Below are 25,365 nucleotides of genomic sequence, written 5' to 3' on the forward strand. Positions count from 1 at the left end.
TTTTTTATTTAGAGTCTGAATCTCTATTAAAATAAATTTTATCATTTAACCATTCCTCCACTGCTAAAGCGTGTGGTTTTGGTAATTTTTCATAATATTTAGAAACTTCAATTTGCTCTTTATTTTCAAAAACTTCTTCTAAGCTGTCGTTGTAAGTAGCAAACTCATCTAATTTTTCAATTAACTCTTTTTTAATTTCAGAATTAATTTGACTTGCTCTTTTTGCAATAATAGTAATAGCTTCGTAAATGTTTCCTGTTGGCTCTTCAATTTTTGATTTATTGTAAGTAACAGTATTTACAGGAGCAGTGGTCTTTTTTAAATCCATGATTCTATTTAATTTGAGTATTTTTCTAATTCGTTATTAACCGTTTCAATCATATTATCGGCTTTGTTTTTGTATTTTGAATCAGTATATGATTCTATAAAAGCATTATAGGCATCAGCTGCTTTACGCAAGCGTTCTTCTTTTTTATCTTCAACACTGTTGATCGCAAGTTTATATAGCGAATCAAATTTAGAAAACAAAGCGTCTTCCTTATATTTAGAGCCTGGATAATCAATCAAAAAATTATCTATAGCGACAATTGATGCGTTATAATTGCGTGTGTATTCACCAATAGTATTGTACTGATTAGCAATTTCGAAAGCTTTACGTTCTAACTTCTCGGTCATATTTTCCATAAGCTGGTTTGCTTCAGCAATTTGCTCTGAATCCGGATAAGCATCAATAAAAGCTTGCAAAGTTTCAATCGCTAAATACGTATCACTTTGATCTTGAGAATAAACAGGAGAAACAAGCGTATATGCTTTACCACGTAAAAACATAGCTTCTTCTCGCTTTTCTGAAGTTGGATATCCGTTAATGAACGATTTGAATTGCTCGGCAGCTAAATAATACTGTTTCGTTTCGTAGTATGCTTTTGAAAGTCTGTAAAATAAAGCTTCACCCGATGGCCTACCGCGATATGTGCCTGTAACTTGCTCATACAAACGTATGGCTTTGTTGTACTTCCCTTTGTTAAAAAGTTCGGTACCTAACTCATATTTTTTAGCCTTGTCTTCAGATTTTAGCGTTTTTTGGTATTGACTACAAGAGCTTAAAACAGCAGTTATAGATAAAGCAATTATATATTTTTTCATAAATTTTTATACAACACGCATCGCTGGTCAAAATGCGAATGCAAAATTAAATATTTTTAATGGATAAATAAAATAAATTATTAGGCTTGCGCTGAATTTGCAGCATTTGTTTGTCCTGAAAAAGTTTTCATATCATTATCAAACAAATAAAGCCCACCTTTATCATCACCAATTAAATTAATTTTATCTAAAATTGTACGTGCAGTAGCTTCTTCTTCAATTTGTTCAGAAACATACCATTGTAAAAAGTTATGAGTTGCATAATCTTTTTCTTGTAATGAAATATGTACCAATTCGTTAATGCATTTAGATACATAAACCTCGTGCTCAAACAATTGTGTAAAAAGCGTTTTGAATGACGAATGATCTAATTCTGGCTTAGAAACAGCTGGTATTACAGCTTCGCCACCACGTTGGTTTACGTATTTTATAAGTTTTAACATATGCAAACGTTCTTCATCTGCTTGTTTGTACATAAAAGTTGCAATCCCTTCAAACCCTTTAACTTCGGCCCATGATGCCATGGCTAAATATATTTGAGAAGAATCTCCTTCTACACGGATTTGATTATTTAAAGCGGTTTCGACTGATTTTCCTAACATATTTATTTAGTTTTTAACTTAAAGCTTCTAAGATATAATATTTTTTGTAAAATTGGCTAATCTTTTTGCCAAATCATCGTTTACGTTTACTAAAGGCAAACGCACCGTATTTTCGCAAAGGTTTAACGCTTTAAAAATTTCTTTAATACCGGCAGGGTTACCTTGCTCAAAAATCATATCAATAGAATCTGCAATTTGGTAATGTAACGCGTAAGCGTCGGCAACTTTATGTAGCAAACCTAAACGAACCATTTCCGAAAATTGTTTTGGGTAGCCCTCACCTATTACCGAAATAACACCGGCACCACCAGCTAAAACCATTGGTAAAGTAATCATATCATCACCAGAAATAACTAAAAAACCTTCGGGTTTGTGTTGAATTATTTTCATGGCTTGAACCAAATCACCAGCTGCTTCTTTAATAGCAATAATATTTTTTACATCATTTGCTAAACGAATTACCGTTGCTGGTAAAACATTAGAACCGGTACGTCCTGGAACGTTGTAAATAATTACCGGAACTGGAGAATTTTCGCCGATTGCTTTAAAATGTTGGTAAATTCCTTCTTGCGTTGGTTTGTTGTAATAAGGCGATACCGAAAGAATAGCATCAATCCCTTCAAAATTGCGTGTTTTTAATTCGTTTACAACTTCGGCTGTATTATTTCCTCCAACACCTAAAACTACGGGTAAACGTTTGTTATTTGCTTGTAAAACGGTTTTAATAACCAATTCTTTTTCTTCAGCTGTTAAAGTTGCTGATTCTGCAGTAGTTCCTAAAACTACTAAATATTCAACACCACCGTCAATAACGTGGTTTACAATGCGTACTAAAGCTTCTGTATCTACAGAAAAATCCTTTTTAAAAGGCGTTACTAATGCAACACCGGTTCCTACAAACTTTTGCATGTTAAGATATAAGGTTAAATGATTTTAAAATTTTTTGTAATGCGGGTAATTGATCCGCATAAGTTGCTGTGGAGCTAATCAAAGATACATCAAAAATATCATTACGTTGGTCAGTAATTTCAAATTTATACGATGCCGGAACTCCATTTATAATTTTATTAACATATTTATTTGATGGCGAAAAACAGATACAAAGCTTATATTCTTGTTTTAAAAGTGCTTTAGTTTGCGTATTAATAAGTTGCGCTTTCCAATTAAAGGATTTTTGCGTGATGTAATTCGGATTAGATGCATCTTCCTCTTTTTTATCGGCATCAAAATACACAAAGGTAACCGTGTAGTTTTTTAAAATCGAATTTTTTAATTCGGTTTCTAATTGTTGTAGATTAGTTATAGCATAAACGTTTAAAACCACCAAAACAGCCTTATTAGAAGCAGGAATAACATGCTTTTTTTTTCTTATATTTTTTTTTAGAAAAAAATTCTTCGTTACATTCAAAAACATAGTAATTTTGATGATTATAAAATGATTCTTTTAATTATGGCAAAATTAGTAAAGTACAACCGTTTGTTTGCAATAAATTTTAGTTTATTAGCAAGTTTAGCAATTTCTGGTTGTGCCCAACAAAGTTTTCAAACCACGGGCATTGAAGCAAAAAACATTCCAATTAATTCAGATTATTCAGAAAATGCTGAAATTTTAGAATTTATTGCTCCTTACAAAAACAAAATTGATACGGATATGAACACCGTTTTAACCCATGCAAGCGTTGTTTACGACAAAGCTAACGGAAAATGGCAAACAAATATTGGTGATTTATTTGCTGTTTTTGTTGAAGAAGCCGGAAACCCAATTTACAAAGCACGCACAGGAAACGAAATTGACATGTGTTTGTTAAACCACGGCGGTATTCGTGCTATAATTCCGGCTGGTGAAGTTAAGATGCGAAATGCTTTTGAAGTCATGCCGTTTGAAAACAGCTTGTATGTAGCCGAATTAAAAGGCGAAACCATTTATAAAATGGTTGAATATTTGCTACGTGAACAAAAACCGCATCCGTTACATAACATTCAAATTGTTGTAGATCAGCAAACCAATCAGCCTAAATCAATTAAAATAAAAGGAGTTGAAGTTGAAAAAGATAAAATTTATCACGTGGCAACCAACGATTATTTAGTAAACGGCGGCGATTACATGGTTTTCTTTAACGATGCGGTGCAAAAACACGATTTAAACTACAAACTGCGAGATATAACTATTGATTATTTTAAAAAAGTTGATACGTTACCAGTAATTAAGCAATCTATTTTTATTTTTGAATAGTTATGAAAAGAAGAAATTTTATTAAAAATACCTTAGCAACTTCTGCCCTATTATCTTTGGGCGGTATATCTTTAAGCAGCTTTACTGATAAAAAACCTAAAAAAATAACCATATTACATACCAACGACACGCACAGTCATATTGAAGCTTTTCCGGCAGATCATCCATTAAACCCGAATATGGGCGGCGTTGCTCGTCGAGCAACTTTGGTTTCTAAAATCCGTGAAGAAGAAGATAATGTTTTGTTATTAGATGCTGGAGATATGTTTCAGGGTACGCCCTATTTTAATTACTACGGCGGAGAATTAGAATTTAAGCTAATGAACATGTTGGGTTATGATGTAGCAACCATTGGCAACCATGAATTTGATAATGGATTAGAAGGTATTTTAGCACAATTACCTAACGCTCAGTTTGATATTGTAAACGCGAATTACGATTTTTCGAATACTATTTTAAAAGGCATGATTAAACCTTATAAAGTTATTGAAAAAGATGGTGTTAGAATTGGTGTTTTTGGATTAGGAATTGAATTAGAAGGTTTAGTAGATAAGAAAAGCTTTGGAGAAACTATTTATTTAGATCCGATTGAAGTTGCTACAACCATTACCAATACATTACGCAACGAAGAAAATTGTGATGTAGTTATATGCCTTTCGCATTTAGGTTTTAAATTTAATAACGAACCCGATAAAATTTGTGATTTAATTTTAGCCGAACAAACCGAGGGTATTGATGTTATTATTGGCGGACATACTCATACGTTTTTAGACAAACCTGTGATTAAAAAGAATAAAGTAGGCAAAGAGGTTTTAGTAAACCAAGTTGGAGCTTACGGCATAAACCTTGGTAAAATTGATTTGTATTTAGACGATACCAATAAAAAAATTGGCCATGAAGGCATTAGCATAAAGATATAAAAAAAGAAGAAGCGGTTTTTAAACCGCTTCTTCTTTTTTATTATTTATTAAGTAATAATTTATCAGAAAAAAGTAAAAAATACTTTGTGTTATTAAAGACCAGAAATATAACGATTCTATTTCAACGTAATAAATTTGACACACGTAAATAAAGCTAGAACAAATCATCATAAAAATAGCTATTAAAAGTAGCGTTTTTTTCATGGTTCGCTTTAATATAAATGAAACCGTAGTTAAAATAGACATAAGCAGTAATATAACACTTGCAACTAAATACAGCGGTTTATATTCAAAATTTAAAACAAAAATAAAATCGATAAACTGAAAGTAAATAAACAGATATATAAAAACAATTCCTACAATATTGTAAACTTTCTTTTTAGTTATCAGTTCCTTATTATCTTCTTTTAACATTTTAACAATGCTAAATAATATAACTATAAAACTTAAAATATAAAGGCAAATAACCCAACTTAAAGAATTTTCTGGCTTTGTTATTAATACAATATCAGCCGAAAAAAAAATTAAAAACAAAAAAACAACAAAGTTTTCTGGAGCTTTACAACCTTGAATATAATACAATAAAATTGATGGCACGATTAACGATTTAGAGATTAAAATCAGTAATTCGAGCTGGTAAATTCCGGCTAAAATATAAGTTAAACTAGCAATGCTAAACAAAATTAGCGCCGGATTTTTTTTAAAATCAATTCGTAAGTAATGTATCGAACTCCACTTCACTCAGTATAGGAATATTAAGTTTATTTGCTTTTTCTAATTTAGCTGGCCCCATATTATCTCCAGCAACTACATAATGGGTTTTAGATGAAATAGAGCTTCCAACTTTACCGCCATTTGCTTCAATCACAGCTTTAATTTGATCTCGAGAATACTTGGTAAAAACACCTGAAACTACAAAAGTTTTTCCTGAAAAAACAGTAGATTCTAACACCAATTCTTTTTCAACAATTTCAAATTGCAATCCGTATTGTTTTAAACGCTGAATCAGCAATTTATTATCTGCATCAGCAAAAAATTGCACAACGCTTTCGGCAATACGATCACCAATCTCATCAACTAAAATCAATTCTAAATGCGTGGCTTGCATTAAATTATCAATATTTTTATAATGCTGCGCCAATTTTTTAGCAACCGTTTCACCTACATAACGAATTCCTATTGCAAATAGCACGCGTTCAAAAGGAACTTGTTTTGATTTTTCGATTCCGGTAATTAAATTTTCTGCCGATTTTTCAGCCATTCGCTCTAACGGTAGTACTTGTTCCTTTTTTAATTCATATAAATCCGCATAGCTGGTAACCAAGTTGCTTTTATACAACAAAGCAACAGTTTCGCCACCAAGCCCTTCAATATCCATGGCTTTGCGCGAAATAAAATGCTGAATTCTACCAATTATTTGCGGAGCACATCCGTTGTAATTTGGGCAATAATGCTGGGCTTCACCTTCTTTACGTATTAATTCTGTGTTACATTCCGGACAATGTGTAATGTATATTACCGGAATAGAGAAAATGTCACGTTTTGTAGGGTCTACAACTCCGATAATTTTAGGAATAATTTCGCCTCCTTTTTCTACATAAACTTCGTCACTTAAACGTAAATCTAATTTTTCAATCTGATCGGCATTATGTAATGAGGCACGTTTTACAATAGTTCCAGCCAATTGTACGGGTTTTAAATTAGCAACCGGAGTTATAGCGCCGGTACGCCCAACTTGATAGGTAATAGATTCTAAAATGGTAGAAACTTGTTCTGCCTTAAATTTATAAGCAATAGCCCAACGTGGTGCTTTGGCTGTATAACCTAATTCTTCTTGCTGGTTAAAATTATTTACTTTTACAACAACACCGTCTGTTTCATAAGGTAAATCATGACGTGCAACATCCCAATGTGCAATAAAAGCTAAAACTTCGGCAATCGAATTCGCTAAAATAGAATGTTGCGGTACATTAAAACCCCAGTTTCTGGCTTTTTGCAACGCGGTAAACTGCGAATCGAGTTCGTGATTAATACCTACTGTATTGTAAAGCAAACATTCTAACGGGCGCTTTGCCACTTCGGCACTATCTTGAAGCTTTAAACTACCTGACGCTGTATTTCTTGGATTGGAATACGGTTGCTCACCAATATCTAAAAGCGCTTCGTTCATTTTATTAAACCCGGCGATCGGTAAAACAATTTCGCCTCGAATATCAAATTTTGATGGATAATCGCCATGCAATTGCAGCGGAACAGATGAAATGGTTTTAACGTTTGCCGTTACATCGTCGCCCTGAAAGCCATCTCCACGCGTAACAGCACGTAATAACTTACCATTTTCATAAGTAATACTGATTGATGCACCATCGTATTTTAATTCACAAACATACTGAATAGGCACATTACCAAGCATTTTCTGAATTCGAGCTTCCCAATCTAACAAATCGGCTTCAGAATACGAATTATCTAGCGAATACATGCGATATTCGTGTTCAACCGTTTCAAAATTTTTGGTAACCGCTCCTCCAACACGTTGCGTTGGTGAATTGGGATCAAAAAATTCTGGATTTGCGTTTTCTAAAGCTTGTAATTGTTTTAATTTTTGATCGAAATCAAAGTCAGAAATTACAGGTTGATCTAAAATGTAATACTGATAATTATGTTGGTGTAATTCGGATCTAAGTTGCTGAATCTGCTCTAAAACAGTCATATATAAAAAAATGGTTAAATTAGATTTGTGCTTCTAATTTAACCATTTTTATTCATTTTTTATATACAGCAAGCTGTATTTATTTTTCTAGCATATTGTAAACGTCTTGATACAAAGCACCGTCTGACAAAATAGCGCCTTGCTGAATAACTTTAAAAATATCTAAGTTACGTTCGTCATCAAAAACTTTGTTTCCACGATGAATTTCAACAAATTCAGTAAACAAATGATCGCCCAACCATTCCAATCCTGCTTTTGTTAAAAAATCAACATCCGGAACTAATGCTTTTATAATGATGGTGCTCATGTAAACTTCGGTACATTCAAACAAAAAAATATAATTTTTAGCAAAATGTTCTAAATATTTAGCATTTGTTAAAACTCCTTCCCAGATTAAATCTGAAAAAACATCCAATTCTTGTTCGGCAACTTCTGGGCTATTTTTTTTTATAGCATCCCATTCGTTTTTATCTATTTGTTGAGAAGCTAAAAAATTAGAAAACTCCTGATTTAGCTCTTCAAATTGTTCTTTTGTGAGTCTGGTATATTTCATTAATGAAAAATTTTTACAAAGATACAATGTATCTATAAATAAAAAAACCTTCTCGATAAGAGAAGGTTTTATTTTGTATAACTACATAAAAATTAAGCTTGTTCAGCAATAATTTCGTATGGTAATTCAACAATAACATTACGGTGTAAACGAACAGTAGCATTGTATTTACCGATACGTTTGATAACACCAGAAGTGATATATTTTCTTTCGATTGCATGACCGTTAGCTTCTAAAGCTTCAGCAATGTTAGCATTAGTAATAGAACCGAATAATTTTTCACCTCCTGCTTTAGCAGTAATTTTAATATCTAAAGCTTTAATAGCTTCTGCAATTGCAGTAGCATCAGCAATAACTTTAGCTTCTTTGTGCGCTTTTTGCTTTAAGTTTTCAGCTAAAACTTTTTTAGCTGAAGGTGTTGCTAAAATAGCAAATCCTTGAGGGATTAAGTAGTTACGACCGTATCCTGGTTTAACAGTAACTACATCATCTTTAAAACCTAAGTTTTGAACGTCTTGTTTTAAGATAATTTCCATGTTGATGTCCTTTTTAGTGTAGAAGTTAGGTTTAAAAAAAACCAACAACTAAATTTTAATAGATTATTTTAATAAATCTGCCACATATGGCATTAACGCTAAGTGACGTGCTCTTTTAACAGCAACAGAAACTTTACGTTGGTACTTTAATGATGTACCTGTTAAACGACGAGGTAAAATTTTACCTTGCTCGTTAACGAATTTTAATAAGAAATCAGCATCTTTATAATCGATGTATTTGATTCCTGATTTTTTGAAACGGCAATATTTCTTTGCTTTGTTTGTTTCAATGTTTAAAGGCGTTAAATATCTAATATCTCCGTCTTTTTTACCTTTTGCAGATTGCTCAATTGATGACATGATAATTACGCTTTTTTAGTTTTTAATTTCTCTCTTCTTCTTTCAGCCCAAGCAATAGCGTCTTTGTCTAATGCTACAGTTAAGAAACGCATAACGCGCTCGTCGCGACGGAATTCAGTTTCTAAATTGATAAGCGCATCTCCTGGCGCTTTGAACTCAAATAAGTGATAAAAACCACTTTTTTTGTGTTGAATTTCGTAAGCTAATTTTTTTAAGCCCCAATCTTCTTTAGATACCATTTGAGCCCCTTTAGAAGCAAGAAATTCTTCGAATTTTGCTACTGTTTCCTTTACCTGAGTTTCAGATAAAACGGGATTCAAAATGAAAACAGTTTCATAATGATTCATAATACTAAACTTTTAATGTTTTTATAATCGGGTGCAAATATAAAGCTTTTTTCTAAGTATTAAAATTTTTCGCACAATAAATCGTTGTAAAAATTATTTTCTTAAAAACATACTAAAGTACTACGTTTTTTGTTTATATTGTATTGATATTATTACTATTAACAAACCCATTCACCATGAAAATTAACTGTATTGTTGTTGATGACAGTAATGTTCAGCGACAAACCATAGTACGCCTAGTAAACGACAATCCTAATTTAACGTTAATTGGGGAGTTTTCTAACGCGTTAGAAGCCAAGAACTGCATCTCAAACCAAGATGTACATTTGGTGTTTTTAGATATTGAAATGCCAATTATTAATGGTTTTGATTTATTAGACGGATTAAAAGTAAAACCACAAGTTATTTTTATTACCTCTAAAGCAGAGTATGCTGTTAAAGCTTTTGATTATTCGGCAACAGATTATTTACAAAAACCTTTTAGCAGAGAGCGTTTTAACCAAGCGGTTAAAAAAGCTTTGGGCTTAATATCGTTAAGTAAAGAAAATTCTGACGAGGAGAATCCTTTTATATTTATTAAAAGTAATTTAAAGAAACTAAAACTTTACATTTCTAGAATTAAATGGATTGAAGCTTATGGCGATTATGTAAAAATTATTACAGATACTGAAAATCATTTGGTTTTAGCTACTATGAAATCATTTGAACAAGAATTGCCTAATGAAAAGTTTATTCGTGTACATAAATCATTTATTGTAAACGTAGATAAAATAGACAAGTTTAATAGCAAATTTGCAGAGATTGGCGCATCTAAAATTCCGTTAAGCCGTAATAAAAAAGACGAGCTTTTTAGATTTATAGAAAACCTATCTTAATAAAAATCTACATTTAAGCTGATTTTTATACTTCGATATTCGGAAATGCTATCAAAACTTTGCAAGGTACGTTGCAAAGTTTTTTTTGTGTTGCCTAAATGCTCTTTATTTGAAATTTTAAAAAGAATGGTACGTATGTACTCATTTTTAATTTTATTAACCGCAGGTTCTTCAGGTCCTAATATTTGAAAATTCGGAAACTGCTGCATTAAAGCATTGTACAACCAAAACGAGCCCGATTTAAGCTTTTGCACATCTTTATGCTTTAAGGTTATTTTAATTAGCCTATAAAATGGTGGATATTTAAAGTTAGATCGCTCGTACAGCTGTTCTTTATACATGCCCAAATAGTCATTATTACAAACTTGCTGAATAACATTATGGTAAGGATTATAGGTTTGTATCATTACCAAACCTTTTTTATCGGCACGTCCTGCCCTACCTGCAACCTGAACCAATAACTGAAAAGCGCGCTCGTGCGATCTGAAATCTGGAATATGTAGCATATTGTCTGCATTAGGCACACAAACCAAAGTTACATTATCAAAATGCAAACCTTTAGCTAACATTTGGGTACCAACTAAAACATCAATTTCTTTATTTTTAAATTGATCTAACATTTTCTCGAATGCATTTTTACCTCGTGTTGTATCTTGATCCATACGAGCAATTTTAATGTTCGGAAAAAATTCAAGCAATTCAGATTCGATTTGCTCGGTACCAAAACCTTTAGTATTTACATCGGTTGCATGGCATTTTACACAGCGTTTAACAAACGATTCGGTATGTCCGCAGTAATTACATCTTAAATTACCCGAAAACTTATAATACGTTAAGCTTACATCGCAGTTTACGCAATGCGGCACATTGCCACAAGCATTACATTCTACATACGGCGAATAACCACGGCGATTTTGCAAAACAATAACCTGTTCGCCTAAAGCCAATTTATCACGAATGGCATCAATCATTTTATCACTAAAATGACCAATCATTTGCTTGCGTTTGTATTTTTCAGTTAAGTCAATCAGTTCAATATCAGGCAAAACAACATTGTTAAAACGTTTAGTTAACTCAACCTTTCCGTATTTTTTTTGCACGGTATTGTAATACGTTTCTAAACTTGGCGTTGCCGAACCTAACAAAACTTTTGCCTGGTGAATATGAGCCAACATAATAGCCGTATCGCGCGCGTGATAACGCGGCGCAGGATCAAATTGTTTATAGGTTTGCTCGTGTTCTTCGTCAATCACTATCAACCCTAAATTAGAAAAAGGTAAAAATATAGCTGAACGCGCGCCAATAACAACTTTAGCTTTTGGAGATTGTTCTAAAACTTGCTGCCAAACTTCGGCCCTTTCGTTATTGGAATATTTGGAATGATATACCGCAACATCGTTACCGAAATAAGCAGTTAAACGGCTAACCAATTGCGTGGTTAAAGCAATTTCGGGCAACAAAAATAAAATTTGTTTATTTTGAGCAAGATATTGTTCGATTAACTTGATGTAAATTTCGGTTTTACCCGATGCAGTTACACCGTGCAATAAAGTTGTTGTATGATCTGAAAACGATTCTTGAATTTGATTCAACGCAATGGTTTGTGCTTTAGACAAATTAATTTGGGTTTGAACTGCAGCATCAAAAACAACACGGTCTTGATTTTCAAAATATTCTTCGAATATATTTTTGGTTACCATGGTACGCAAAACCGCGCTTGACGTTTGACTTTTTTCTATTAAATCTTTAGCTAAAACTTGTTTGTTGGTTGCAATTAATTGATAATAAGCCAAAACCAATTGGCGCTGTTTTTCTGAACGATTAAGCATGGCTAACAAATTAGCTAATCCGGCTTTATCGTTGGCAAATTCAGCTGCCAATTGAATATATTTAAGTTGTTTAGGCTTGTATTTTTCTACCACGGTTTCGGCCAGCGTAATAACTTGCTTTTCTAAAAGCGATTGAACGGGTTTAAAAACATCTTTTTTATTTAAAATTTGCTGAATTTCTGTAATTTTTAAAGATGCTTGTTGTTCTAACGCTTGAACAATTAGATATTCGTTATCGGTTAAATTTTCGATCGAAATTTGTTCTTCTGCATTTATTTGCACCACAGTTTCGCTTTGTAATAAAAAAACAGATGGTACTGCGGCTGTAAAAACATCGCCAATATTACACATATAATACGCGGCAATAAATTGCCAAAGTTGCAATTGCTGTGGGGTTACAAGCGGTTTCTCGTCAAGAATTAAAAAAATATCTTTTGCCTCATATTTTTGTAGTGCGTTTTGATGCTTGGCCGTTACCAAAGCGGTGTAATATTTATTTTTACCAAACGGAACCATAACGCGAAAGCCGGAATCTAAAAATTCAAATTCTGCTAAAGTTACTTGATATGTAAATGTTTGTGGTAAAGATAAAGGAATGATTACATCTATAAAAAACGACATGAGGCAATTGTATTTATACAAATATCGTAGAAAAAAAAAACACTTCCTAATTAAGTTAGAAAGTGTTTTTTTTATGTTTACTTGCTTATTTAACGCGTGTCCAATATTGCGTACGGCCAGCGAATGACATACCAATATATCCGCGAACATCAAGCTTATCTGCGTTATCTTTATTTAGTTTTATGATGCAGCTGTATTCTTTACCATTGGTTGGATCTAAAATTTTTCCGCCAGAATATTCGGCCCCATCTTTATCCATATTTTTAATAATGGTTAATCCTTCTAGCTTTTTACCTTTATCTGCACCTTTACATTCGGTACAAACGTTATTTTTTTTAGCCGGATTTAAAACTTCAATAATTTTACCTTGTAGCTTACCATTTACTTCGGTAATTTCTACAATAGATTTTGCTTCGCCCGTTTTATCATCAAATGTTTTCCATTTTCCTGCAACAGATTGTGCAAAACCAACAGCTGTGCAAGCAACTGCAAACGTTAAGGTTACTAATAATTTTTTCATAGTTTTAGTTTGTTTGTTAATTTACGAATCTAATTTTGTGGTTTGTTTAGAAATACGATAACTATTAATAGATGCATTTACCTCAAAACCTAATAGGATAATAATACTAATAATCCAAATATATATCATTAATACTAATATTGCACCTATTGAACCATAAAATTCATTATATCTTGCAAATTTTGTTACATAAATACCAAAACCATAAGAACCTAAAACCATTAATGCTGTTGAAAATAACGAACCTGCGTTAAAAAACGGCAAATATTTGGTATGCTTGGTTCCGAATTTTAAAATTAATGAGTTTACAACCAAAATTAAAAACAGCAAAATTGAATAACGCGAAACTTGAATTACATACAATTCATCTATTGGGATAGATTCTGAAAAATGATGCACAAAATATTCGGTTACTACAATTGCAGCTACTGCCACAATTAAAATAGCACTGATAACCAATGACAAAACAACCGCAACAAAATATTGCCTTAAGAACGACCGATTAGAACTTAACTGACTAATATGATATGAGGATTGAAATCCACCCAAAATGGCATTAATACCATTTGCCATTAAAATAATTGACAGAAAAAATCCGGACGAAATTAAACTGCGATGGCTGTTGTTTAAAATATCTTTTATTACACCTTCAATTGCACCAAAGGTGGTTGGCGGAACATTATCGGCAATAAAATCTAAAAAGTTTTGCTGAAAACCTTCCAAAGGCACAAAAGGCAATAAGTTTAAAATAAATAAAATAAACGGAAACATAGCCATAAAGAAACTAAAAGCTACAGATCCAGCCCGATATGAAAAGGCACCCCTAAAAATTCCGGTTAAATAGATTTGAAAAAAACGATAAATAGAAAGCCCTTTTAGCCCAGGAAAATAAATAGAATTTAGAAAGCGAATTGCTTTTCTGACCCAAGTGTATTTTAAGATTTTTCTATTTTTATTTTCAAACATTATTTACATTGCTTTTAAACTAAAATCCATATTAGAAACCGAATGCGTTAAAGCACCGCTGGAAATGTAATTAACCCCACATAAGGCATAATCACGAATTGTTGTTTCGTTTATTCCTCCAGAAGATTCGGTTGCACAATAATCTCCTATTAAATGTACTGCTTTTTTGGTATCTTCAACACTAAAGTTATCAATTAGAATTCTGAAAATACCCGTATGCGTCATAATTTCTGCAATTTCATCAAGGCTTCTAGCTTCAACTACAATTTTAAGATCTTTATTGTTGGCTGCTAAATATTTTTTTGTTTTGTTTATTGCAGCAGAAACCCCACCGGCAAAATCAATATGATTGTCTTTTAACATAATCATATCGTACAAACCGAAACGATGGTTTTCGCCACCACCAATTTTTACTGCCCATTTTTCTAAAGCACGAATTCCAGGAGTTGTTTTACGCGTATCTAAAATTTGAGTTCCAGTTCCTTGTAGTAACTGCACGTATTTATTTGTTTTAGTTGCTACAGCGCTCATGCGTTGTATTACATTTAAAACTAATCGTTCGGCTTTTAATATGGATAAAGAAGATCCTTCCACTGTTAAAATAACATCACCATATTGTACTTTTTCGCCGTCTTTTTTAAAAATGTTAACTTTTAGAGTAGGATCAACTTTTGCAAATGTAATTTTTGCAAATTCAACTCCTGCAACTACCCCATTATCCTTACAAATTAGCTGCGCTTTGCCTATTTCATCAGCAGGAATGCAGGCTAAAGAAGAATGATCTCCGTCACCAACATCTTCTCTTAAAGCGTTTTCTATTATTATATCTAGCTCTTTATCAAGGGTTTTAAACCAATCCATTTATTTTATGTTTTATATTTTTAACATTTCAAATATACAATTATTCACAATACGACAATTACAATCTTATTTTGATTAAGAGAATGCTATTAATAGCTTAAGTATTACAAAAAAATGATAAAAATCATTTTTTTGTAATACTTATCGTAATAATTATTAATTTAGCACCCAATAAAAGGGAAAATAAAATTATGAAAAAGTTCTTTGGAACGCTTGTTGCACTATATTGGGGAATAGGTGCAATGGCTCAAGTTGGAATCAATACTACGACTCCAGATCAATCTTCAATTCTTGACATTAGTTCGTCAAATAGCGGTATTTTAATACCTCAGATTTATCTTACAGATTTGTTTGATAAAAGTACGATAAAAAACGGTAATCCCAAAAAAAGTTTGTTAATTTTTAATACAAATTCAACTCTTAAACAAGGAGACGGATATTATTATTGGGATGGCTCAATGTGGGTTAAAATGCTAAACACAGGTGATGCAGGTGCTTACACTGCAGATAACGGAATTACCATGAAAGGTACCGAAGTTGTTTTAGGCGGAAATATTAATCAAGATACAAATCTAAATATTACAGACGGTGGATCATTAGCTATTTCTGGTTTACCAAAAAATGGTGTACAACAAAACAACGAAACTTTAATAGCTTTAGACGCAAACAATGTTATGAAAGCTTTAAAAGCTGCCATGCCTAAGTTTTTTTACATGCCTTCTATTGTTGTACCGACACACGCTGATTATGTACCAACAGGAGAAACATTAGGTAAAATAGATTTATATAGTAAATATCAATCTCAGTTCGGAGCTCCAAAAGCAAAAAATGCTTCGGCTACAACAAGCTTACCGGTTTTAGCTAAAAATGAATTAGATTATTACATTACTTGGTACGACGAAAATGTTTTTACAAATGTTCAGGTTGATAACAATGGTGTTTTAACCTATAGCATTAAATCAAATGCTGATGTTACCGCATCCTCATTCATGAATATTGTATTTGCAGTAAAACCTTAAATAATATACTATGAGAAATTTTTATTTACTTATTGTATTATTTTTTACTGTTGCTTTACAAGCACAACCGTGTTTTCAAAACAGAAATGTTGTTATCACCTCTGCTTATGCTACAAATTCTGACGGGAAATATAAAGACGATATTTTATGGTTAACTTGGGGAGGCAAAACAACAGGTTACGATTTTGGAACTCCAGATGTTATATTAAAAGACGGAGACAAATCTTTTGCTTCTATTCCTTTAGGTAACAACAAATACCTTTGCGTTGAAGCAACTATTGAAATGCTAAATGACAATAGAAATATGAGGATTAAAACTTACCGACCAGGAAATTATTCAGGAGATTCTATGGACAATTGGTATAATATTGGTGGTACTGATCAAAAAAACAGGCTAATTGCTGGAATTGCAAATAATACTGACAGACAATCGTCATATTTTCGAGTAAAAGTGAAGGCAAGTATTAGCGGAATCCCTGTTCAGTTAAAAGGAATGGTTGTTGCGGATGCAGAATCTATGGATGGTAGTGAATTTATAAGAGCCAAAGGTGAAGGAGAATGGAAGATTTTAGAAGTCAAGAAGCGTACAGAAAGAAGTGAATATTTAATTAGAAAAGATAATTCTAGAAATATTATTCAATTTGGACCAGGTAATAATTACGAAACTGCTGCTTTAGCTGTACTTAAATTTAATAATTCAGCGTATAACAGTAATAATGAAAATGAAGTAAGTGTTGACTTTTATTTAAAAGGATCAGGACATCAAGCAGTTGCTATTGGGTTAATCACACCTGGTGTAGATTTAGGCGATGCCCCCGAATCCTATGGTTCCCCAATACATACTTTAGAGCGATTTGATTTATCTGATGACGGAATAGGCAGTGGCACTTTTAGTTCCAACAATATATCATCTGGAAGTTGGTTTGAATCTTGGCCATTTTATAGCAATAAATCTGTAAATATTAATAAAGAAAACTACAAAGAATCCGATATATTACCCAATGCAACATCTTATTTAGGATCTGCAAAAGCAGAGCCAAACGTTGGTTCTGTGCACGGAATTCAAGCTGACGGTGATGGAAAAGGAACAAATGAAGAAGATGCATGGCCAGCAGAATTTAAACAATTTACTTTAAAAGCTGCATTTTATCAGGAAGGACAAAAAATTATTGCTAAAATTCCTTATCACTCTCAAACCAGCGGTTACATAACAGCTTGGATAGATTTGAATGGGGATGGTAAGTTTGGAAGCAATGGTCCAGAAACGATTAAAATAGCTGGAACAGGTGGTTTTTCAAGAAGTAACGATTCGCATTTTGAATTTGCTTTTGCTACTATTTCACCAAACCAAAACGGAATTGCAACTTTAGAATGGACAATTCCTGAACAAAGAACGCAACGTAATACGTTTGTTCGTTTACGAATTGCAGAACAATTCAACGAAATTTCTAGCCCTATTAGCGCTGCCATAAACGGCGAAGTAGAAGATCATAAAATATACATTATAGCACCTGCGGTTACCAACCCGGTACTAAAAAGTAATGCTAAATAAAAAAAGGTTCTCGTAACGAGAACCTTTTTTTATTACCCTATTTTAACACCTAACAACTTATAAAATTCTTTTAAAATTGCCGGATGCCCAGGCCAAGCTGGTGAAGTAACTAAATTCCCATCAACAACAGCCTGATCTGCCGCAATATCAACATAAGTTCCACCTGCCAAAGTAACTTCAGGTCCAACCGCAGGATAAGCTGTAAGCTTTCTGCCTTGAATTACTTGAGCTGCAGTTAAAATCTGAATACCGTGGCAAATAGCAGCAACGGGTTTATTTGTATTAAAAAAATGTTTAGTAAAATCTAAAACCAGTTTGTTTAAACGAATGTACTCTGGTGCACGACCGCCGCAAACATAAAGCCCGTCATAATCTTCAACCTTAACATCGGTAAACGTTTTGTTTATAACAAAATTATGCCCTCGTAATTCTACATAGGTCTGAAATCCAACAAAATCATGTATTGCAGTTGCAATCGTATCGCCTTTTTTCTTATCTGGGCAAACAACATCAACCTCTACTCCTACCGCTAACAACGCTTGGTAAGGCACCATAATTTCATAATCCTCTACAAAATCGCCTGCTAGCATTAGTACTTTTTTGCTCATATTTTATTATTTTAGTGATTAGATATTTTAAATATAAGCAATAATAATGAAACAAAAACCAAATATTACTTGGCAAGATTTTGAAAAAGTTGATATACGCGTGGGTACAATAAAAGCTGCAAAAATTTTTGAAAAGGCAAAAAAGCCAGCATTTCAGCTAGAAATTGATTTTGGTTCAGAACTCGGCATCAAAAAATCATCAGCGCAGATTACTGATTTTTATATGCCCGAGCAGCTAATTAACCAACAAATAATTGCTGTTATTAATTTTGACCCCAAGCAGATTGCTAATTTTATGAGCGAATGTTTGGTTTTAGGCATTTTAAATCAATCCAATCAGGTAACATTAATACAACCTAATTTAAAAGCGAATAATGGCGATTGCATTGCATAAGCTTATAAAAATTGTACTTTTGCAAAAAAACAACTATGAACATTAAGCTTTTAGCGATAGGCAAAACAGATCATAAAGCGTTACAAGCTTTGATTGATGAATATACCAAGCGCCTTTCTTTTTACATAAAATTTGATTTAGATATAATTCCGGATATAAAAAACGTTAAAAACTTATCTGAAAAACAACAAAAAGAAAAAGAAGGCGAACTTATTTTAAGCAAAATAGCACCTACCGATCATTTAATTTTATTAGATGAAAACGGCAAAAACTTCAGCTCGGTTGCTTTTGCTGATGAATTACAGAAAAAAATGAACGCCGGTATTAAAACCTTAGTTTTTGTAATTGGCGGACCTTACGGATTTTCGGACGAGGTTTACCAGCAAGCTAAAGGTAAAATTTCTTTATCAAAAATGACTTTTTCTCATCAAATGGTGCGTTTATTTGTTATTGAACAAATTTATCGTGGTTTTACCATTTTACGTAACGAACCGTATCATCATCAATAAAATCAATTAAAAAGCTTTTAAGCCCTAAAAATATAATTATGAGTACAACTTGGTATGAATGTAAAGTAAAATACAGAAAATTAGATGATAATGCTGTACAAAAATTAGTTAGCGAAATATATTTGGTTGATGCCATGTCGTACACCGAAGCCGAATCTAGAATTAGCGAAGAAATGAGCGCTTATGTTGGTGAAGAATTTAAAATTACAACAATAAAAACTGCAAATTTTTCAGAAATTCATCCGTTCGAAAATTCCGATCGTTGGTTTAAATCTAAAGTTTCATTAATTGCTTTTGATGAAGAAAGCGGTAAAGAACGTAAGTCTAATTTATACATTTTAGTTCAGGCAAATGATGTAAAAGAAGCTTTTGATAATACAACTGAAGTAATGAAAACAACGTTAGGAGAATATAGTATTCCAGCAATCTCAGAATCGCCGATTGTAGATGTTTTTCCTTATTTTAGTGGAACTGAAAAAGAATTAGAACAAGTAGAGCGCTTTAATGCTATAAAAGCTTCTAAACCAAAAGTTGAAATTGATAATTACGTGCAAGAAACTACTGCCGATTTATTAGCTGCAGAAAATCAATAAATCTTAAAAAGATTAAACCATAAAAAAATCCTTTAAATTAATATTTAAAGGATTTTTTTATTAATAAACCATTTCTGTTGTGGCAATTCGCACATTGGGCAAACTAATTTTTGTTAAGTTAAGCTTGGTTTGCAAATACGTTTCAAAGGTTATATTTTTATCAAAAGCCAAAGATAAAACGACAGGTTGCTCAGGAAATTTTTGATTTAAAACAGCATTAATCTGCTTTAAATCAACTAATTCATCAGCTAAAAAAACAGCTCCGTTTTTATCTATTGTTAAAATTTGGTTTGTTCTTGCATTTTCTTGCAGATTGGGTTTTGCACCTAATTCGTAAACCACATGTTCAATGGGCATAAATGCTACGGTTTTGGCAACAGTATCCATGTAGGTATAAAAATTAGGCATCATTTCTTCGGCCGCTTTTTTGTACTTTTTATCTTGTAAGCGTTTAACTTCCGGAATTACTAAATACAAAGGCAAGCGCTTATCAACCTCAAATAACCAATTGGTTTGCGTTATGGTTGCATCATCTTTTACATCAATTTGTACAGAATCGTTTTGTAGGTTGTACAACATAGCAATGTTAGAATAATCGGCCATTTCGGTAAGTAAAGTTACGTCAGATTGCGGCACGTAAATGGCTTGTTTTTTGCAACTTGCTAAAACAAGTAAGCCAAGTAAGCTATAAAATAGTTTCATGTTTTATGGTTTGGTTTACTAATTTAATACATTCTACCGCTTCTTTAACATCGTGAGCTCGTAATAATTTAGCACCTTTTAACAAAGATATGGTATGTAAAACCGTTGTGCCGTTTAATGCTTCGGCTGGTTTTGTGCCTAAAAATTTATAAATCATTGATTTACGAGATAATGCCGAAAGAATTGGATATTCTAAGATATGAAAAACATCTAAATTATTTAGCACTTCGTAATTCTGATCGGTTGTTTTAGAGAAACCAAATCCCGGATCAATAATAATATCGGTTATTTGATGTGCGTGAGCTGCTGCAATACGTTCTGAAAAATACTGAATCATTTCTTTAGTAATGTCTTCATATTGATGCAAATCTTTCATGGTTTGCGGGTTACCACGCATGTGCATCATAATATAAGGCACTTTGTTTTTACCAACTACAGCCAACATATTATCATCTAACAAACCAGCAGCAATATCGTTAATTATAGCAGCACCGGCATCAATGGCAGCTTGGGCAACTTGTGCACGAAACGTATCTATAGATAAAACCGCCTCCGGAAAACGTTGTGTTATAGCGCTAACAATTGGTATTAAACGTTCTATTTCTTCTTGTTCCGAAACAAAAACCGCATCCGGACGTGAAGAATAAGCGCCAACATCAATAATTGCAGCACCTTCAGTTAACATTTTTTCGGTTTGGTTTAAAAAATCAGCATCCGATTTGTACTTTCCACCATCAAAAAACGAATCCGGGGTAATGTTTAAAATTCCCATTACTTTTGGCTCGTCAAAACTCATTAGTTTTCCTTTGCAATTTATTGTTGTTCTCATTTTATATTGGGTATTCGTAATCTTAATATTGTATTTGTTTTTCTAAATCGTTACTTTTGAAAAAAGTTGTAACAAATATACGTAATGAATAACACATCTGCCGAATATGATCAGGTAATTCAGGCTTGCCGCGATTTATATACTAAAAAATTAAAAGATTATGGTTGTGCATGGCGCATTTTTAGATTGCCATCATTAACCGATCAAATTTTCATTAAAGCGCAACGCATCAGAAGTTTGCAAGAAAACGCGGTGCGCAAAATTGATGAAGACGAAACGGCAGAATTTATTGGCATTATTAATTATTCGGTAATGGCATTAATTCAGATTGAAAAAGGTTATGCCAATCAACCCGATTTAAGTAATGAAGAAGCGACTGATTTGTACGACAAAAACATTGCTATTACCAAGCAACTAATGTTAGATAAAAACCACGATTATGGCGAAGCTTGGCGCGATATGCGAATTAGCTCTTTAACCGATATTATTTTACAAAAAATTTTACGCGTAAAACAAATAGAAGATAATCAGGGTAAAACGCTTGTTTCTGAAGGCATTGATGCCAATTATCAGGACATGATTAACTACGCCGTTTTTGCTTTAATTCATTTAGGTTTTAACAAACAATAATCCCAAATTCATTATGAAAGTACTAGTTAAGTTTGCACAATATTTTGTTGGAATTTTATTTATAATTTCTGGTTTAATTAAATTGAACGATCCGGTTGGTTTTTCGTTTAAACTAGAAGAATATTTTTCGGAATCGGTTTTAAACCTTCCTTTCCTCATTCCATTCGCTTTACTATTTGCCGTAGTTGTTGTAATTTTTGAAATTGTTTTAGGGGTTGCCCTACTATTAGGTTACAAAGCCAAATTGGTAAATTGGTTGTTATTGGGGCTAATTGTGTTTTTTACCTTTTTAACGTTTTACTCAGCTTATTTTAATAAGGTAACCGACTGCGGTTGTTTTGGAGATGCCATAAAACTTACTCCGTGGGAATCATTCACAAAAGATATTGTTTTATTGGTACTAATTTTAATTTTAATGGCAGGTGAAAAATATATAAAACCAGTATTAGATAATGTTCAGGCTTTATTTACTATTTTTATTTCGTACACAATTTGTTTATTTATTGCATATTACGTTTTAAATCACCTTCCTATTACCGATTTCAGAGCGTATAAAGTTGGAACCGATATCGCAAAGGGAATGGAGATTCCTGCAGATGCACCAAAAGATGAATTTGAAATGACTTTTGTTTACAATATTAACGGAGTTGATACGCCAATTAGTTATAATGAAATGATGAGCAACGGTGTGCCAGAAGGTGCAACATTTGTTTCTAGCGAATCAAAACTAATTAAAAAAGGATACGAAGCGCCTATTCACGATTTTTCAATCGAGAAAGATGGACAAGATTATACTGAGCAAGTTTTAAATCAGGACAAAGTTGTTTTATACACGGCTTATGATTTAACAAAATCAGATGAAGAAGCTTTAGTTGCTTTAAACGATTTTACAAAACAAGCCCAAGAAAAAGGATATCAAGTTTTAGCTTTAACCGCTACTAACGACGAGAATATTGCTAAAATTAAAAACAATTTAAAACTAACGTACGATTTTTATTTTTGCGATGGTACAACCATAAAAACCATTGAACGTGCAAATCCAAGCATTGTAGTTTTAAACAAAGGTGTAATAATGGATAAAAAACACTTTAACGATTTAGATCAAATTAATCTGTAATTTAAAAAAACTTGATTCGTTATCTATTTAAAAAATGCTGTTATGCAATGGTTACCTTATTCGGGGTTGTAACAGTAATTTTTTTACTGTTTAACGTTTTACCTGGTGATCCGGCACGAATGATGTTGGATCAGAATGAAAATTCTGAACAATTAGCGCGAATACGAAAGAACTTAGGGCTTGATAAACCTGTTTTTACACAATATGTGTATTATTTAAACGATCTATCTCCTATTTCTTTTCACAGCAATGATGCCGAAAATTATACCCATTTGGCACCAAATAAATATCAAGTTGCGGCTAAAATTAATTTAGGAGCAGGAAACTTGGCTTTAAAAGCACCTTATTTACGCGAAAGCTTTCAGAAAAACGGTAAAAAGGTAAGTCAAATTATTGCAGATACGTTGCCTAATACTATAATATTGGCATTTTCTGCCATTATTATTGCTGTGATTATTGGCATTGCATTAGGTATTGTTTCTGCCCTTTATAAAAACACATGGCTCGACAAAACCATTGCTGTAATAAGTACTTTGGGCATGAGCGTTCCGTCTTTTTTTGCAGCTATTTTATTTGCTTTTGTTTTTGGTTATTTGTTGCATGAAACTACAGGCCTAAACATGAGCGGAAGTTTGGTTGAAGTTGACGATTTTGGAGAAGGAAAACACCTAGCATGGAAAAATTTAATTTTACCCGCAGTTGTTTTAGGCATTCGCCCGTTAGGCGTTGTAATACAATTGATGCGAAATTCGCTGTTAGAAGTTTTATCTTTTGATTATATCCGAACGGCTAAGGCCAAAGGCCTTTCTAACAAACAAATCGTTTTAAAACATGCGCTCAAAAACGCTTTAAATCCGGTAGTTACGGCTTTATCTGGTTGGTTTGCTTCTATGTTAGCTGGCGCGGTTTTTGTTGAGTTTATTTTTGGTTGGAATGGTCTCGGCAAAGAAATTGTAGATGCCTTAAATACCTTAGATTTGCCTGTAATTATGGGTGCCGTTTTAATAATTGCAACCACATTTATTATCATAAATATATTGGTAGATATTATTTATGCTTACTTAGATCCTAAAATTAAATTAGAATAGAACATGAAAAAGAAATTTATACTTTTAAGCTTTATATTACTAAGCGCAGTAACCGTAGCACAAACTAAATTTAACGAAACTGCGTTAAATTATAAAATGGAGCTTTTAGATGGTAAAACGCAAACCTTTAAAAAAATATTAAATAAGTACAAAGGCAAAACCGTTTTAATTGATGTTTGGGCTTCTTGGTGCCCCGACTGTATTAAAGGTTTGCCAAAACTAAAAGAATTACAAGCACAGCACCCAGAGGTGGTTTATTTATTTTTAGATTTAGATAAAACCCAAGATAAATGGAAAGCTGCTATTGAAAAATACGATATTAAAGGCGAACATATTTATGCCGAAGGCGGAATGAAAAGCGAATTTGGACAAGCAATTAAATTAGATTGGATTCCGCGCTACATTTTAATAAACAAAAAAGGAGATATTGAAGTTTTTCGCGCTATAACCGCTGATAACGAAAACTTAGAAACGACATTAAACAAATTAAAATAATGCCAAAAAAAATTATAGCAGGAAACTGGAAAATGCACAAAACTGCACCACAAACTGCAAAGTTTTTAGACGAATTAATTAGCAAATTACCATTTACCGAAGCACAAGTTGTTGTTGCACCATCATTTGTAAATTTAGCTGAGGCAACTGCTTTAACTAAAAACACAAAAATTACGGTTGCTGCTCAAAACATGCATCAAGCAGAAGCTGGTGCTTATACCGGCGAAATTTCGGCACCTATGTTAACTGCTGTTGGAGTAAATACGGTAATTTTAGGTCATTCTGAAAGACGTCAATATTTTGGTGAAACCGATGGCAATTTAGTTGCTAAGGTTGACAGTGCCATGAATCATGATATGACCGTTATTTTTTGCATTGGTGAACAATTAGCCGATCGTAACAAAAACAATCACTTTAACGTGGTTGAATACCAATTACGTGACGGACTTTTTCATTTAGATAAAAAATTCTGGAAAAATATTGTTGTTGCTTACGAACCGGTTTGGGCTATTGGTACTGGCGAAACAGCTACGCCAGAACAAGCACAAGAAATGCACGCTCATATTCGTGGGGTTATTGCTAAAAGCTATGGTGCAGATTTGGCTAAAAACGTTTCTATTTTATACGGCGGAAGCGTAAAACCAGAAAATGCGCAGTTAATATTTAGCAAACCTGATGTTGATGGTGGTTTAATTGGTGGAGCAGCTTTACAAGTTGACGATTTTATTGCCATTATAAATGCTATATAACAAA

The 25,365-nt window shown here is 32.8% G+C and carries 31 protein-coding genes; 13 read left to right on the forward strand and 18 right to left on the reverse strand.

Annotated features, from left to right (window positions below):
• Positions 1-4 precede the first annotated feature (4 nt).
• From K5I29_RS04455 to K5I29_RS04475, 5 genes are all read right to left on the reverse strand, one after another.
• Positions 5-328 carry a DNA-directed RNA polymerase subunit omega gene (locus K5I29_RS04455; protein ID WP_264434654.1) on the reverse strand — a complete coding sequence of 108 codons (324 nt, stop codon included), beginning with the start codon at positions 326-328 and terminating at the stop codon, positions 5-7.
• Between the two features lie 8 nt (positions 329-336).
• Positions 337-1,143: an outer membrane protein assembly factor BamD gene (locus K5I29_RS04460; RefSeq protein WP_264434655.1), complete on the reverse strand. Its 807-nt coding sequence runs from the start codon at positions 1,141-1,143 to the stop codon at positions 337-339.
• Positions 1,144-1,223: 80 nt separating this feature from the next.
• The gene (locus K5I29_RS04465) at positions 1,224-1,745 is read right to left on the reverse strand and encodes a ferritin (protein WP_264434656.1); all 522 of its coding nucleotides are present in this window, start codon (positions 1,743-1,745) and stop codon (positions 1,224-1,226) included.
• 27 nt (positions 1,746-1,772) lie between these two features.
• A complete protein-coding gene (gene dapA, locus K5I29_RS04470; RefSeq protein ID WP_264434657.1) occupies positions 1,773-2,654 on the reverse strand; it encodes a 4-hydroxy-tetrahydrodipicolinate synthase in 882 nt (293 codons plus the stop codon).
• A 1-nt stretch (position 2,655) separates the two neighbouring features.
• On the reverse strand, positions 2,656-3,153 hold the full coding sequence (locus tag K5I29_RS04475) for a DUF6913 domain-containing protein (RefSeq protein WP_264434658.1): 498 nt from the start codon (positions 3,151-3,153) through the stop codon (positions 2,656-2,658).
• Between the two features lie 42 nt (positions 3,154-3,195).
• Here K5I29_RS04475 and K5I29_RS04480 point away from each other — a divergent pair, with 42 nt between their 5' ends.
• Positions 3,196-3,978, forward strand: coding sequence for a 5'-nucleotidase C-terminal domain-containing protein (locus tag K5I29_RS04480; protein WP_264434659.1), 783 nt, complete (start codon positions 3,196-3,198; stop codon positions 3,976-3,978).
• A gap of 2 nt (positions 3,979-3,980) precedes the next feature.
• Positions 3,981-4,898 carry a bifunctional metallophosphatase/5'-nucleotidase gene (locus K5I29_RS04485; protein WP_264434660.1) on the forward strand — a complete coding sequence of 306 codons (918 nt, stop codon included), beginning with the start codon at positions 3,981-3,983 and terminating at the stop codon, positions 4,896-4,898.
• Positions 4,899-4,916: 18 nt separating this feature from the next.
• On the opposite strand, the gene K5I29_RS04490 is transcribed toward K5I29_RS04485, so the two are convergent.
• The 6 genes from K5I29_RS04490 to rpsF all read right to left on the reverse strand — a co-directional run bounded on the left by K5I29_RS04490 (position 4,917) and on the right by rpsF (position 9,404).
• Positions 4,917-5,312, reverse strand: a complete 396-nt coding sequence (locus tag K5I29_RS04490; protein ID WP_264434661.1) for a hypothetical protein — start codon at positions 5,310-5,312, stop codon at positions 4,917-4,919.
• A gap of 292 nt (positions 5,313-5,604) precedes the next feature.
• A complete protein-coding gene (gene ligA / locus K5I29_RS04495; protein ID WP_264434662.1) occupies positions 5,605-7,608 on the reverse strand; it encodes an NAD-dependent DNA ligase LigA in 2,004 nt (667 codons plus the stop codon).
• Between the two features lie 79 nt (positions 7,609-7,687).
• The gene (locus K5I29_RS04500; protein ID WP_264434664.1) at positions 7,688-8,161 is read right to left on the reverse strand and encodes a DUF6495 family protein; all 474 of its coding nucleotides are present in this window, start codon (positions 8,159-8,161) and stop codon (positions 7,688-7,690) included.
• A 92-nt stretch (positions 8,162-8,253) separates the two neighbouring features.
• Entirely contained in the window at positions 8,254-8,697 is a 444-nt protein-coding gene (gene rplI, locus K5I29_RS04505) for a 50S ribosomal protein L9 (RefSeq protein WP_264434665.1), read from the reverse strand.
• Positions 8,698-8,760: 63 nt separating this feature from the next.
• Positions 8,761-9,057 carry a 30S ribosomal protein S18 gene (gene rpsR / locus K5I29_RS04510; RefSeq protein WP_264434666.1) on the reverse strand — a complete coding sequence of 99 codons (297 nt, stop codon included), beginning with the start codon at positions 9,055-9,057 and terminating at the stop codon, positions 8,761-8,763.
• Between the two features lie 5 nt (positions 9,058-9,062).
• Entirely contained in the window at positions 9,063-9,404 is a 342-nt protein-coding gene (rpsF, locus tag K5I29_RS04515; protein WP_264434667.1) for a 30S ribosomal protein S6, read from the reverse strand.
• A gap of 176 nt (positions 9,405-9,580) precedes the next feature.
• On the opposite strand from rpsF, the gene K5I29_RS04520 reads away from it, so the two are divergent.
• Positions 9,581-10,279, forward strand: a complete 699-nt coding sequence (locus tag K5I29_RS04520; protein ID WP_264434668.1) for a LytR/AlgR family response regulator transcription factor — start codon at positions 9,581-9,583, stop codon at positions 10,277-10,279.
• On the opposite strand, the gene priA is transcribed toward K5I29_RS04520, so the two are convergent.
• The 4 genes from priA to nadC all read right to left on the reverse strand — a co-directional run bounded on the left by priA (position 10,276) and on the right by nadC (position 15,076).
• Positions 10,276-12,729: a replication restart helicase PriA gene (priA, locus tag K5I29_RS04525; RefSeq protein WP_264434669.1), complete on the reverse strand. Its 2,454-nt coding sequence runs from the start codon at positions 12,727-12,729 to the stop codon at positions 10,276-10,278. The two genes, K5I29_RS04520 and priA, sit on opposite strands and share 4 nt — an antisense overlap.
• Positions 12,730-12,814: 85 nt before the next feature.
• Positions 12,815-13,249 (reverse strand): DUF2147 domain-containing protein, encoded by a 435-nt coding sequence (locus K5I29_RS04530; protein ID WP_264434670.1) that lies wholly within the window; start codon positions 13,247-13,249, stop codon positions 12,815-12,817.
• A 21-nt stretch (positions 13,250-13,270) separates the two neighbouring features.
• Positions 13,271-14,215 carry a YihY/virulence factor BrkB family protein gene (locus K5I29_RS04535; protein WP_264434671.1) on the reverse strand — a complete coding sequence of 315 codons (945 nt, stop codon included), beginning with the start codon at positions 14,213-14,215 and terminating at the stop codon, positions 13,271-13,273.
• A gap of 3 nt (positions 14,216-14,218) precedes the next feature.
• A complete protein-coding gene (gene nadC / locus K5I29_RS04540) occupies positions 14,219-15,076 on the reverse strand; it encodes a carboxylating nicotinate-nucleotide diphosphorylase (protein WP_264434672.1) in 858 nt (285 codons plus the stop codon).
• Positions 15,077-15,267: 191 nt separating this feature from the next.
• Here nadC and K5I29_RS04545 point away from each other — a divergent pair, with 191 nt between their 5' ends.
• Positions 15,268-16,095 (forward strand): hypothetical protein, encoded by an 828-nt coding sequence (locus tag K5I29_RS04545; protein ID WP_264434673.1) that lies wholly within the window; start codon positions 15,268-15,270, stop codon positions 16,093-16,095.
• Positions 16,096-16,105: 10 nt separating this feature from the next.
• On the forward strand, positions 16,106-17,647 hold the full coding sequence (locus K5I29_RS04550) for a CshA/CshB family fibrillar adhesin-related protein (protein ID WP_264434675.1): 1,542 nt from the start codon (positions 16,106-16,108) through the stop codon (positions 17,645-17,647).
• Between the two features lie 32 nt (positions 17,648-17,679).
• Here the strand turns inward: K5I29_RS04550 and K5I29_RS04555 are convergent, their stop codons facing one another.
• Positions 17,680-18,255 (reverse strand): DJ-1/PfpI family protein, encoded by a 576-nt coding sequence (locus tag K5I29_RS04555; RefSeq protein WP_264434676.1) that lies wholly within the window; start codon positions 18,253-18,255, stop codon positions 17,680-17,682.
• A gap of 46 nt (positions 18,256-18,301) precedes the next feature.
• Here K5I29_RS04555 and K5I29_RS04560 point away from each other — a divergent pair, with 46 nt between their 5' ends.
• Genes K5I29_RS04560 through K5I29_RS04570 form a run of 3 tightly spaced genes read left to right on the forward strand, consistent with a single transcriptional unit; the run spans position 18,302 to position 19,751 of the window.
• Positions 18,302-18,649 carry a tRNA-binding protein gene (locus K5I29_RS04560; RefSeq protein ID WP_264434677.1) on the forward strand — a complete coding sequence of 116 codons (348 nt, stop codon included), beginning with the start codon at positions 18,302-18,304 and terminating at the stop codon, positions 18,647-18,649.
• A 35-nt stretch (positions 18,650-18,684) separates the two neighbouring features.
• Positions 18,685-19,158, forward strand: a complete 474-nt coding sequence (rlmH, locus tag K5I29_RS04565) for a 23S rRNA (pseudouridine(1915)-N(3))-methyltransferase RlmH (protein ID WP_264434678.1) — start codon at positions 18,685-18,687, stop codon at positions 19,156-19,158.
• A 38-nt stretch (positions 19,159-19,196) separates the two neighbouring features.
• A complete protein-coding gene (locus K5I29_RS04570; RefSeq protein WP_264434679.1) occupies positions 19,197-19,751 on the forward strand; it encodes a DUF4494 domain-containing protein in 555 nt (184 codons plus the stop codon).
• A gap of 60 nt (positions 19,752-19,811) precedes the next feature.
• Here the strand turns inward: K5I29_RS04570 and K5I29_RS04575 are convergent, their stop codons facing one another.
• Both K5I29_RS04575 and folP read right to left on the reverse strand, forming a co-directional pair.
• Entirely contained in the window at positions 19,812-20,453 is a 642-nt protein-coding gene (locus tag K5I29_RS04575) for an ExbD/TolR family protein (protein WP_264434680.1), read from the reverse strand.
• Positions 20,437-21,282 carry a dihydropteroate synthase gene (folP, locus tag K5I29_RS04580; protein WP_264434681.1) on the reverse strand — a complete coding sequence of 282 codons (846 nt, stop codon included), beginning with the start codon at positions 21,280-21,282 and terminating at the stop codon, positions 20,437-20,439. Before folP ends, K5I29_RS04575 begins: the two co-directional genes overlap by 17 nt.
• Before the next feature lie 84 nt (positions 21,283-21,366).
• On the opposite strand from folP, the gene K5I29_RS04585 reads away from it, so the two are divergent.
• The 5 genes from K5I29_RS04585 to tpiA are packed head-to-tail and all read left to right on the forward strand — an operon-like array spanning position 21,367 to position 25,361.
• A complete protein-coding gene (locus K5I29_RS04585) occupies positions 21,367-21,912 on the forward strand; it encodes a DUF1599 domain-containing protein (protein ID WP_264434682.1) in 546 nt (181 codons plus the stop codon).
• Positions 21,913-21,925: 13 nt separating this feature from the next.
• Positions 21,926-23,029 carry a BT_3928 family protein gene (locus K5I29_RS04590; protein ID WP_264434683.1) on the forward strand — a complete coding sequence of 368 codons (1,104 nt, stop codon included), beginning with the start codon at positions 21,926-21,928 and terminating at the stop codon, positions 23,027-23,029.
• A gap of 47 nt (positions 23,030-23,076) precedes the next feature.
• On the forward strand, positions 23,077-24,117 hold the full coding sequence (locus tag K5I29_RS04595; protein ID WP_394358585.1) for an ABC transporter permease: 1,041 nt from the start codon (positions 23,077-23,079) through the stop codon (positions 24,115-24,117).
• Between the two features lie 3 nt (positions 24,118-24,120).
• Complete coding sequence (locus K5I29_RS04600; RefSeq protein ID WP_264434685.1) at positions 24,121-24,612, forward strand: TlpA family protein disulfide reductase; 492 nt, start codon at positions 24,121-24,123, stop codon at positions 24,610-24,612.
• On the forward strand, positions 24,612-25,361 hold the full coding sequence (gene tpiA, locus K5I29_RS04605) for a triose-phosphate isomerase (protein WP_264434686.1): 750 nt from the start codon (positions 24,612-24,614) through the stop codon (positions 25,359-25,361). Before K5I29_RS04600 ends, tpiA begins: the two co-directional genes overlap by 1 nt.
• The last annotated feature ends 4 nt before the right edge of the window (positions 25,362-25,365 follow it).

This window comes from Flavobacterium agricola (genome assembly GCF_025919725.1).
Lineage (GTDB): Bacteria > Bacteroidota > Bacteroidia > Flavobacteriales > Flavobacteriaceae > Flavobacterium > Flavobacterium agricola.

Excerpts from the sequence above, each read along its gene's own strand:
- K5I29_RS04455 (WP_264434654.1), bottom strand. The coding sequence starts at position 328 with ATGGATTTAAAAAAGACCACTGCTCCTGTAAATACTGTTACTTACAAT.
- K5I29_RS04460 (WP_264434655.1), bottom strand. The coding sequence starts at position 1,143 with ATGAAAAAATATATAATTGCTTTATCTATAACTGCTGTTTTAAGCTCT.
- K5I29_RS04465 (WP_264434656.1), bottom strand. The coding sequence starts at position 1,745 with ATGTTAGGAAAATCAGTCGAAACCGCTTTAAATAATCAAATCCGTGTA.
- dapA (WP_264434657.1), bottom strand. The coding sequence starts at position 2,654 with ATGCAAAAGTTTGTAGGAACCGGTGTTGCATTAGTAACGCCTTTTAAA.
- K5I29_RS04480 (WP_264434659.1), top strand. The coding sequence starts at position 3,196 with ATGGCAAAATTAGTAAAGTACAACCGTTTGTTTGCAATAAATTTTAGT.
- K5I29_RS04485 (WP_264434660.1), top strand. The coding sequence starts at position 3,981 with ATGAAAAGAAGAAATTTTATTAAAAATACCTTAGCAACTTCTGCCCTA.
- K5I29_RS04490 (WP_264434661.1), bottom strand. The coding sequence starts at position 5,312 with ATGTTAAAAGAAGATAATAAGGAACTGATAACTAAAAAGAAAGTTTAC.
- ligA (WP_264434662.1), bottom strand. The coding sequence starts at position 7,608 with ATGACTGTTTTAGAGCAGATTCAGCAACTTAGATCCGAATTACACCAA.
- K5I29_RS04500 (WP_264434664.1), bottom strand. The coding sequence starts at position 8,161 with ATGAAATATACCAGACTCACAAAAGAACAATTTGAAGAGCTAAATCAG.
- rplI (WP_264434665.1), bottom strand. The coding sequence starts at position 8,697 with ATGGAAATTATCTTAAAACAAGACGTTCAAAACTTAGGTTTTAAAGAT.
- rpsR (WP_264434666.1), bottom strand. The coding sequence starts at position 9,057 with ATGTCATCAATTGAGCAATCTGCAAAAGGTAAAAAAGACGGAGATATT.
- rpsF (WP_264434667.1), bottom strand. The coding sequence starts at position 9,404 with ATGAATCATTATGAAACTGTTTTCATTTTGAATCCCGTTTTATCTGAA.
- K5I29_RS04520 (WP_264434668.1), top strand. The coding sequence starts at position 9,581 with ATGAAAATTAACTGTATTGTTGTTGATGACAGTAATGTTCAGCGACAA.
- priA (WP_264434669.1), bottom strand. The coding sequence starts at position 12,729 with ATGTCGTTTTTTATAGATGTAATCATTCCTTTATCTTTACCACAAACA.
- K5I29_RS04530 (WP_264434670.1), bottom strand. The coding sequence starts at position 13,249 with ATGAAAAAATTATTAGTAACCTTAACGTTTGCAGTTGCTTGCACAGCT.
- K5I29_RS04535 (WP_264434671.1), bottom strand. The coding sequence starts at position 14,215 with ATGTTTGAAAATAAAAATAGAAAAATCTTAAAATACACTTGGGTCAGA.
- nadC (WP_264434672.1), bottom strand. The coding sequence starts at position 15,076 with ATGGATTGGTTTAAAACCCTTGATAAAGAGCTAGATATAATAATAGAA.
- K5I29_RS04545 (WP_264434673.1), top strand. The coding sequence starts at position 15,268 with ATGAAAAAGTTCTTTGGAACGCTTGTTGCACTATATTGGGGAATAGGT.
- K5I29_RS04550 (WP_264434675.1), top strand. The coding sequence starts at position 16,106 with ATGAGAAATTTTTATTTACTTATTGTATTATTTTTTACTGTTGCTTTA.
- K5I29_RS04555 (WP_264434676.1), bottom strand. The coding sequence starts at position 18,255 with ATGAGCAAAAAAGTACTAATGCTAGCAGGCGATTTTGTAGAGGATTAT.
- K5I29_RS04560 (WP_264434677.1), top strand. The coding sequence starts at position 18,302 with ATGAAACAAAAACCAAATATTACTTGGCAAGATTTTGAAAAAGTTGAT.
- rlmH (WP_264434678.1), top strand. The coding sequence starts at position 18,685 with ATGAACATTAAGCTTTTAGCGATAGGCAAAACAGATCATAAAGCGTTA.
- K5I29_RS04570 (WP_264434679.1), top strand. The coding sequence starts at position 19,197 with ATGAGTACAACTTGGTATGAATGTAAAGTAAAATACAGAAAATTAGAT.
- K5I29_RS04575 (WP_264434680.1), bottom strand. The coding sequence starts at position 20,453 with ATGAAACTATTTTATAGCTTACTTGGCTTACTTGTTTTAGCAAGTTGC.
- folP (WP_264434681.1), bottom strand. The coding sequence starts at position 21,282 with ATGAGAACAACAATAAATTGCAAAGGAAAACTAATGAGTTTTGACGAG.
- K5I29_RS04585 (WP_264434682.1), top strand. The coding sequence starts at position 21,367 with ATGAATAACACATCTGCCGAATATGATCAGGTAATTCAGGCTTGCCGC.
- K5I29_RS04590 (WP_264434683.1), top strand. The coding sequence starts at position 21,926 with ATGAAAGTACTAGTTAAGTTTGCACAATATTTTGTTGGAATTTTATTT.
- K5I29_RS04595 (WP_394358585.1), top strand. The coding sequence starts at position 23,077 with ATGGTTACCTTATTCGGGGTTGTAACAGTAATTTTTTTACTGTTTAAC.
- K5I29_RS04600 (WP_264434685.1), top strand. The coding sequence starts at position 24,121 with ATGAAAAAGAAATTTATACTTTTAAGCTTTATATTACTAAGCGCAGTA.
- tpiA (WP_264434686.1), top strand. The coding sequence starts at position 24,612 with ATGCCAAAAAAAATTATAGCAGGAAACTGGAAAATGCACAAAACTGCA.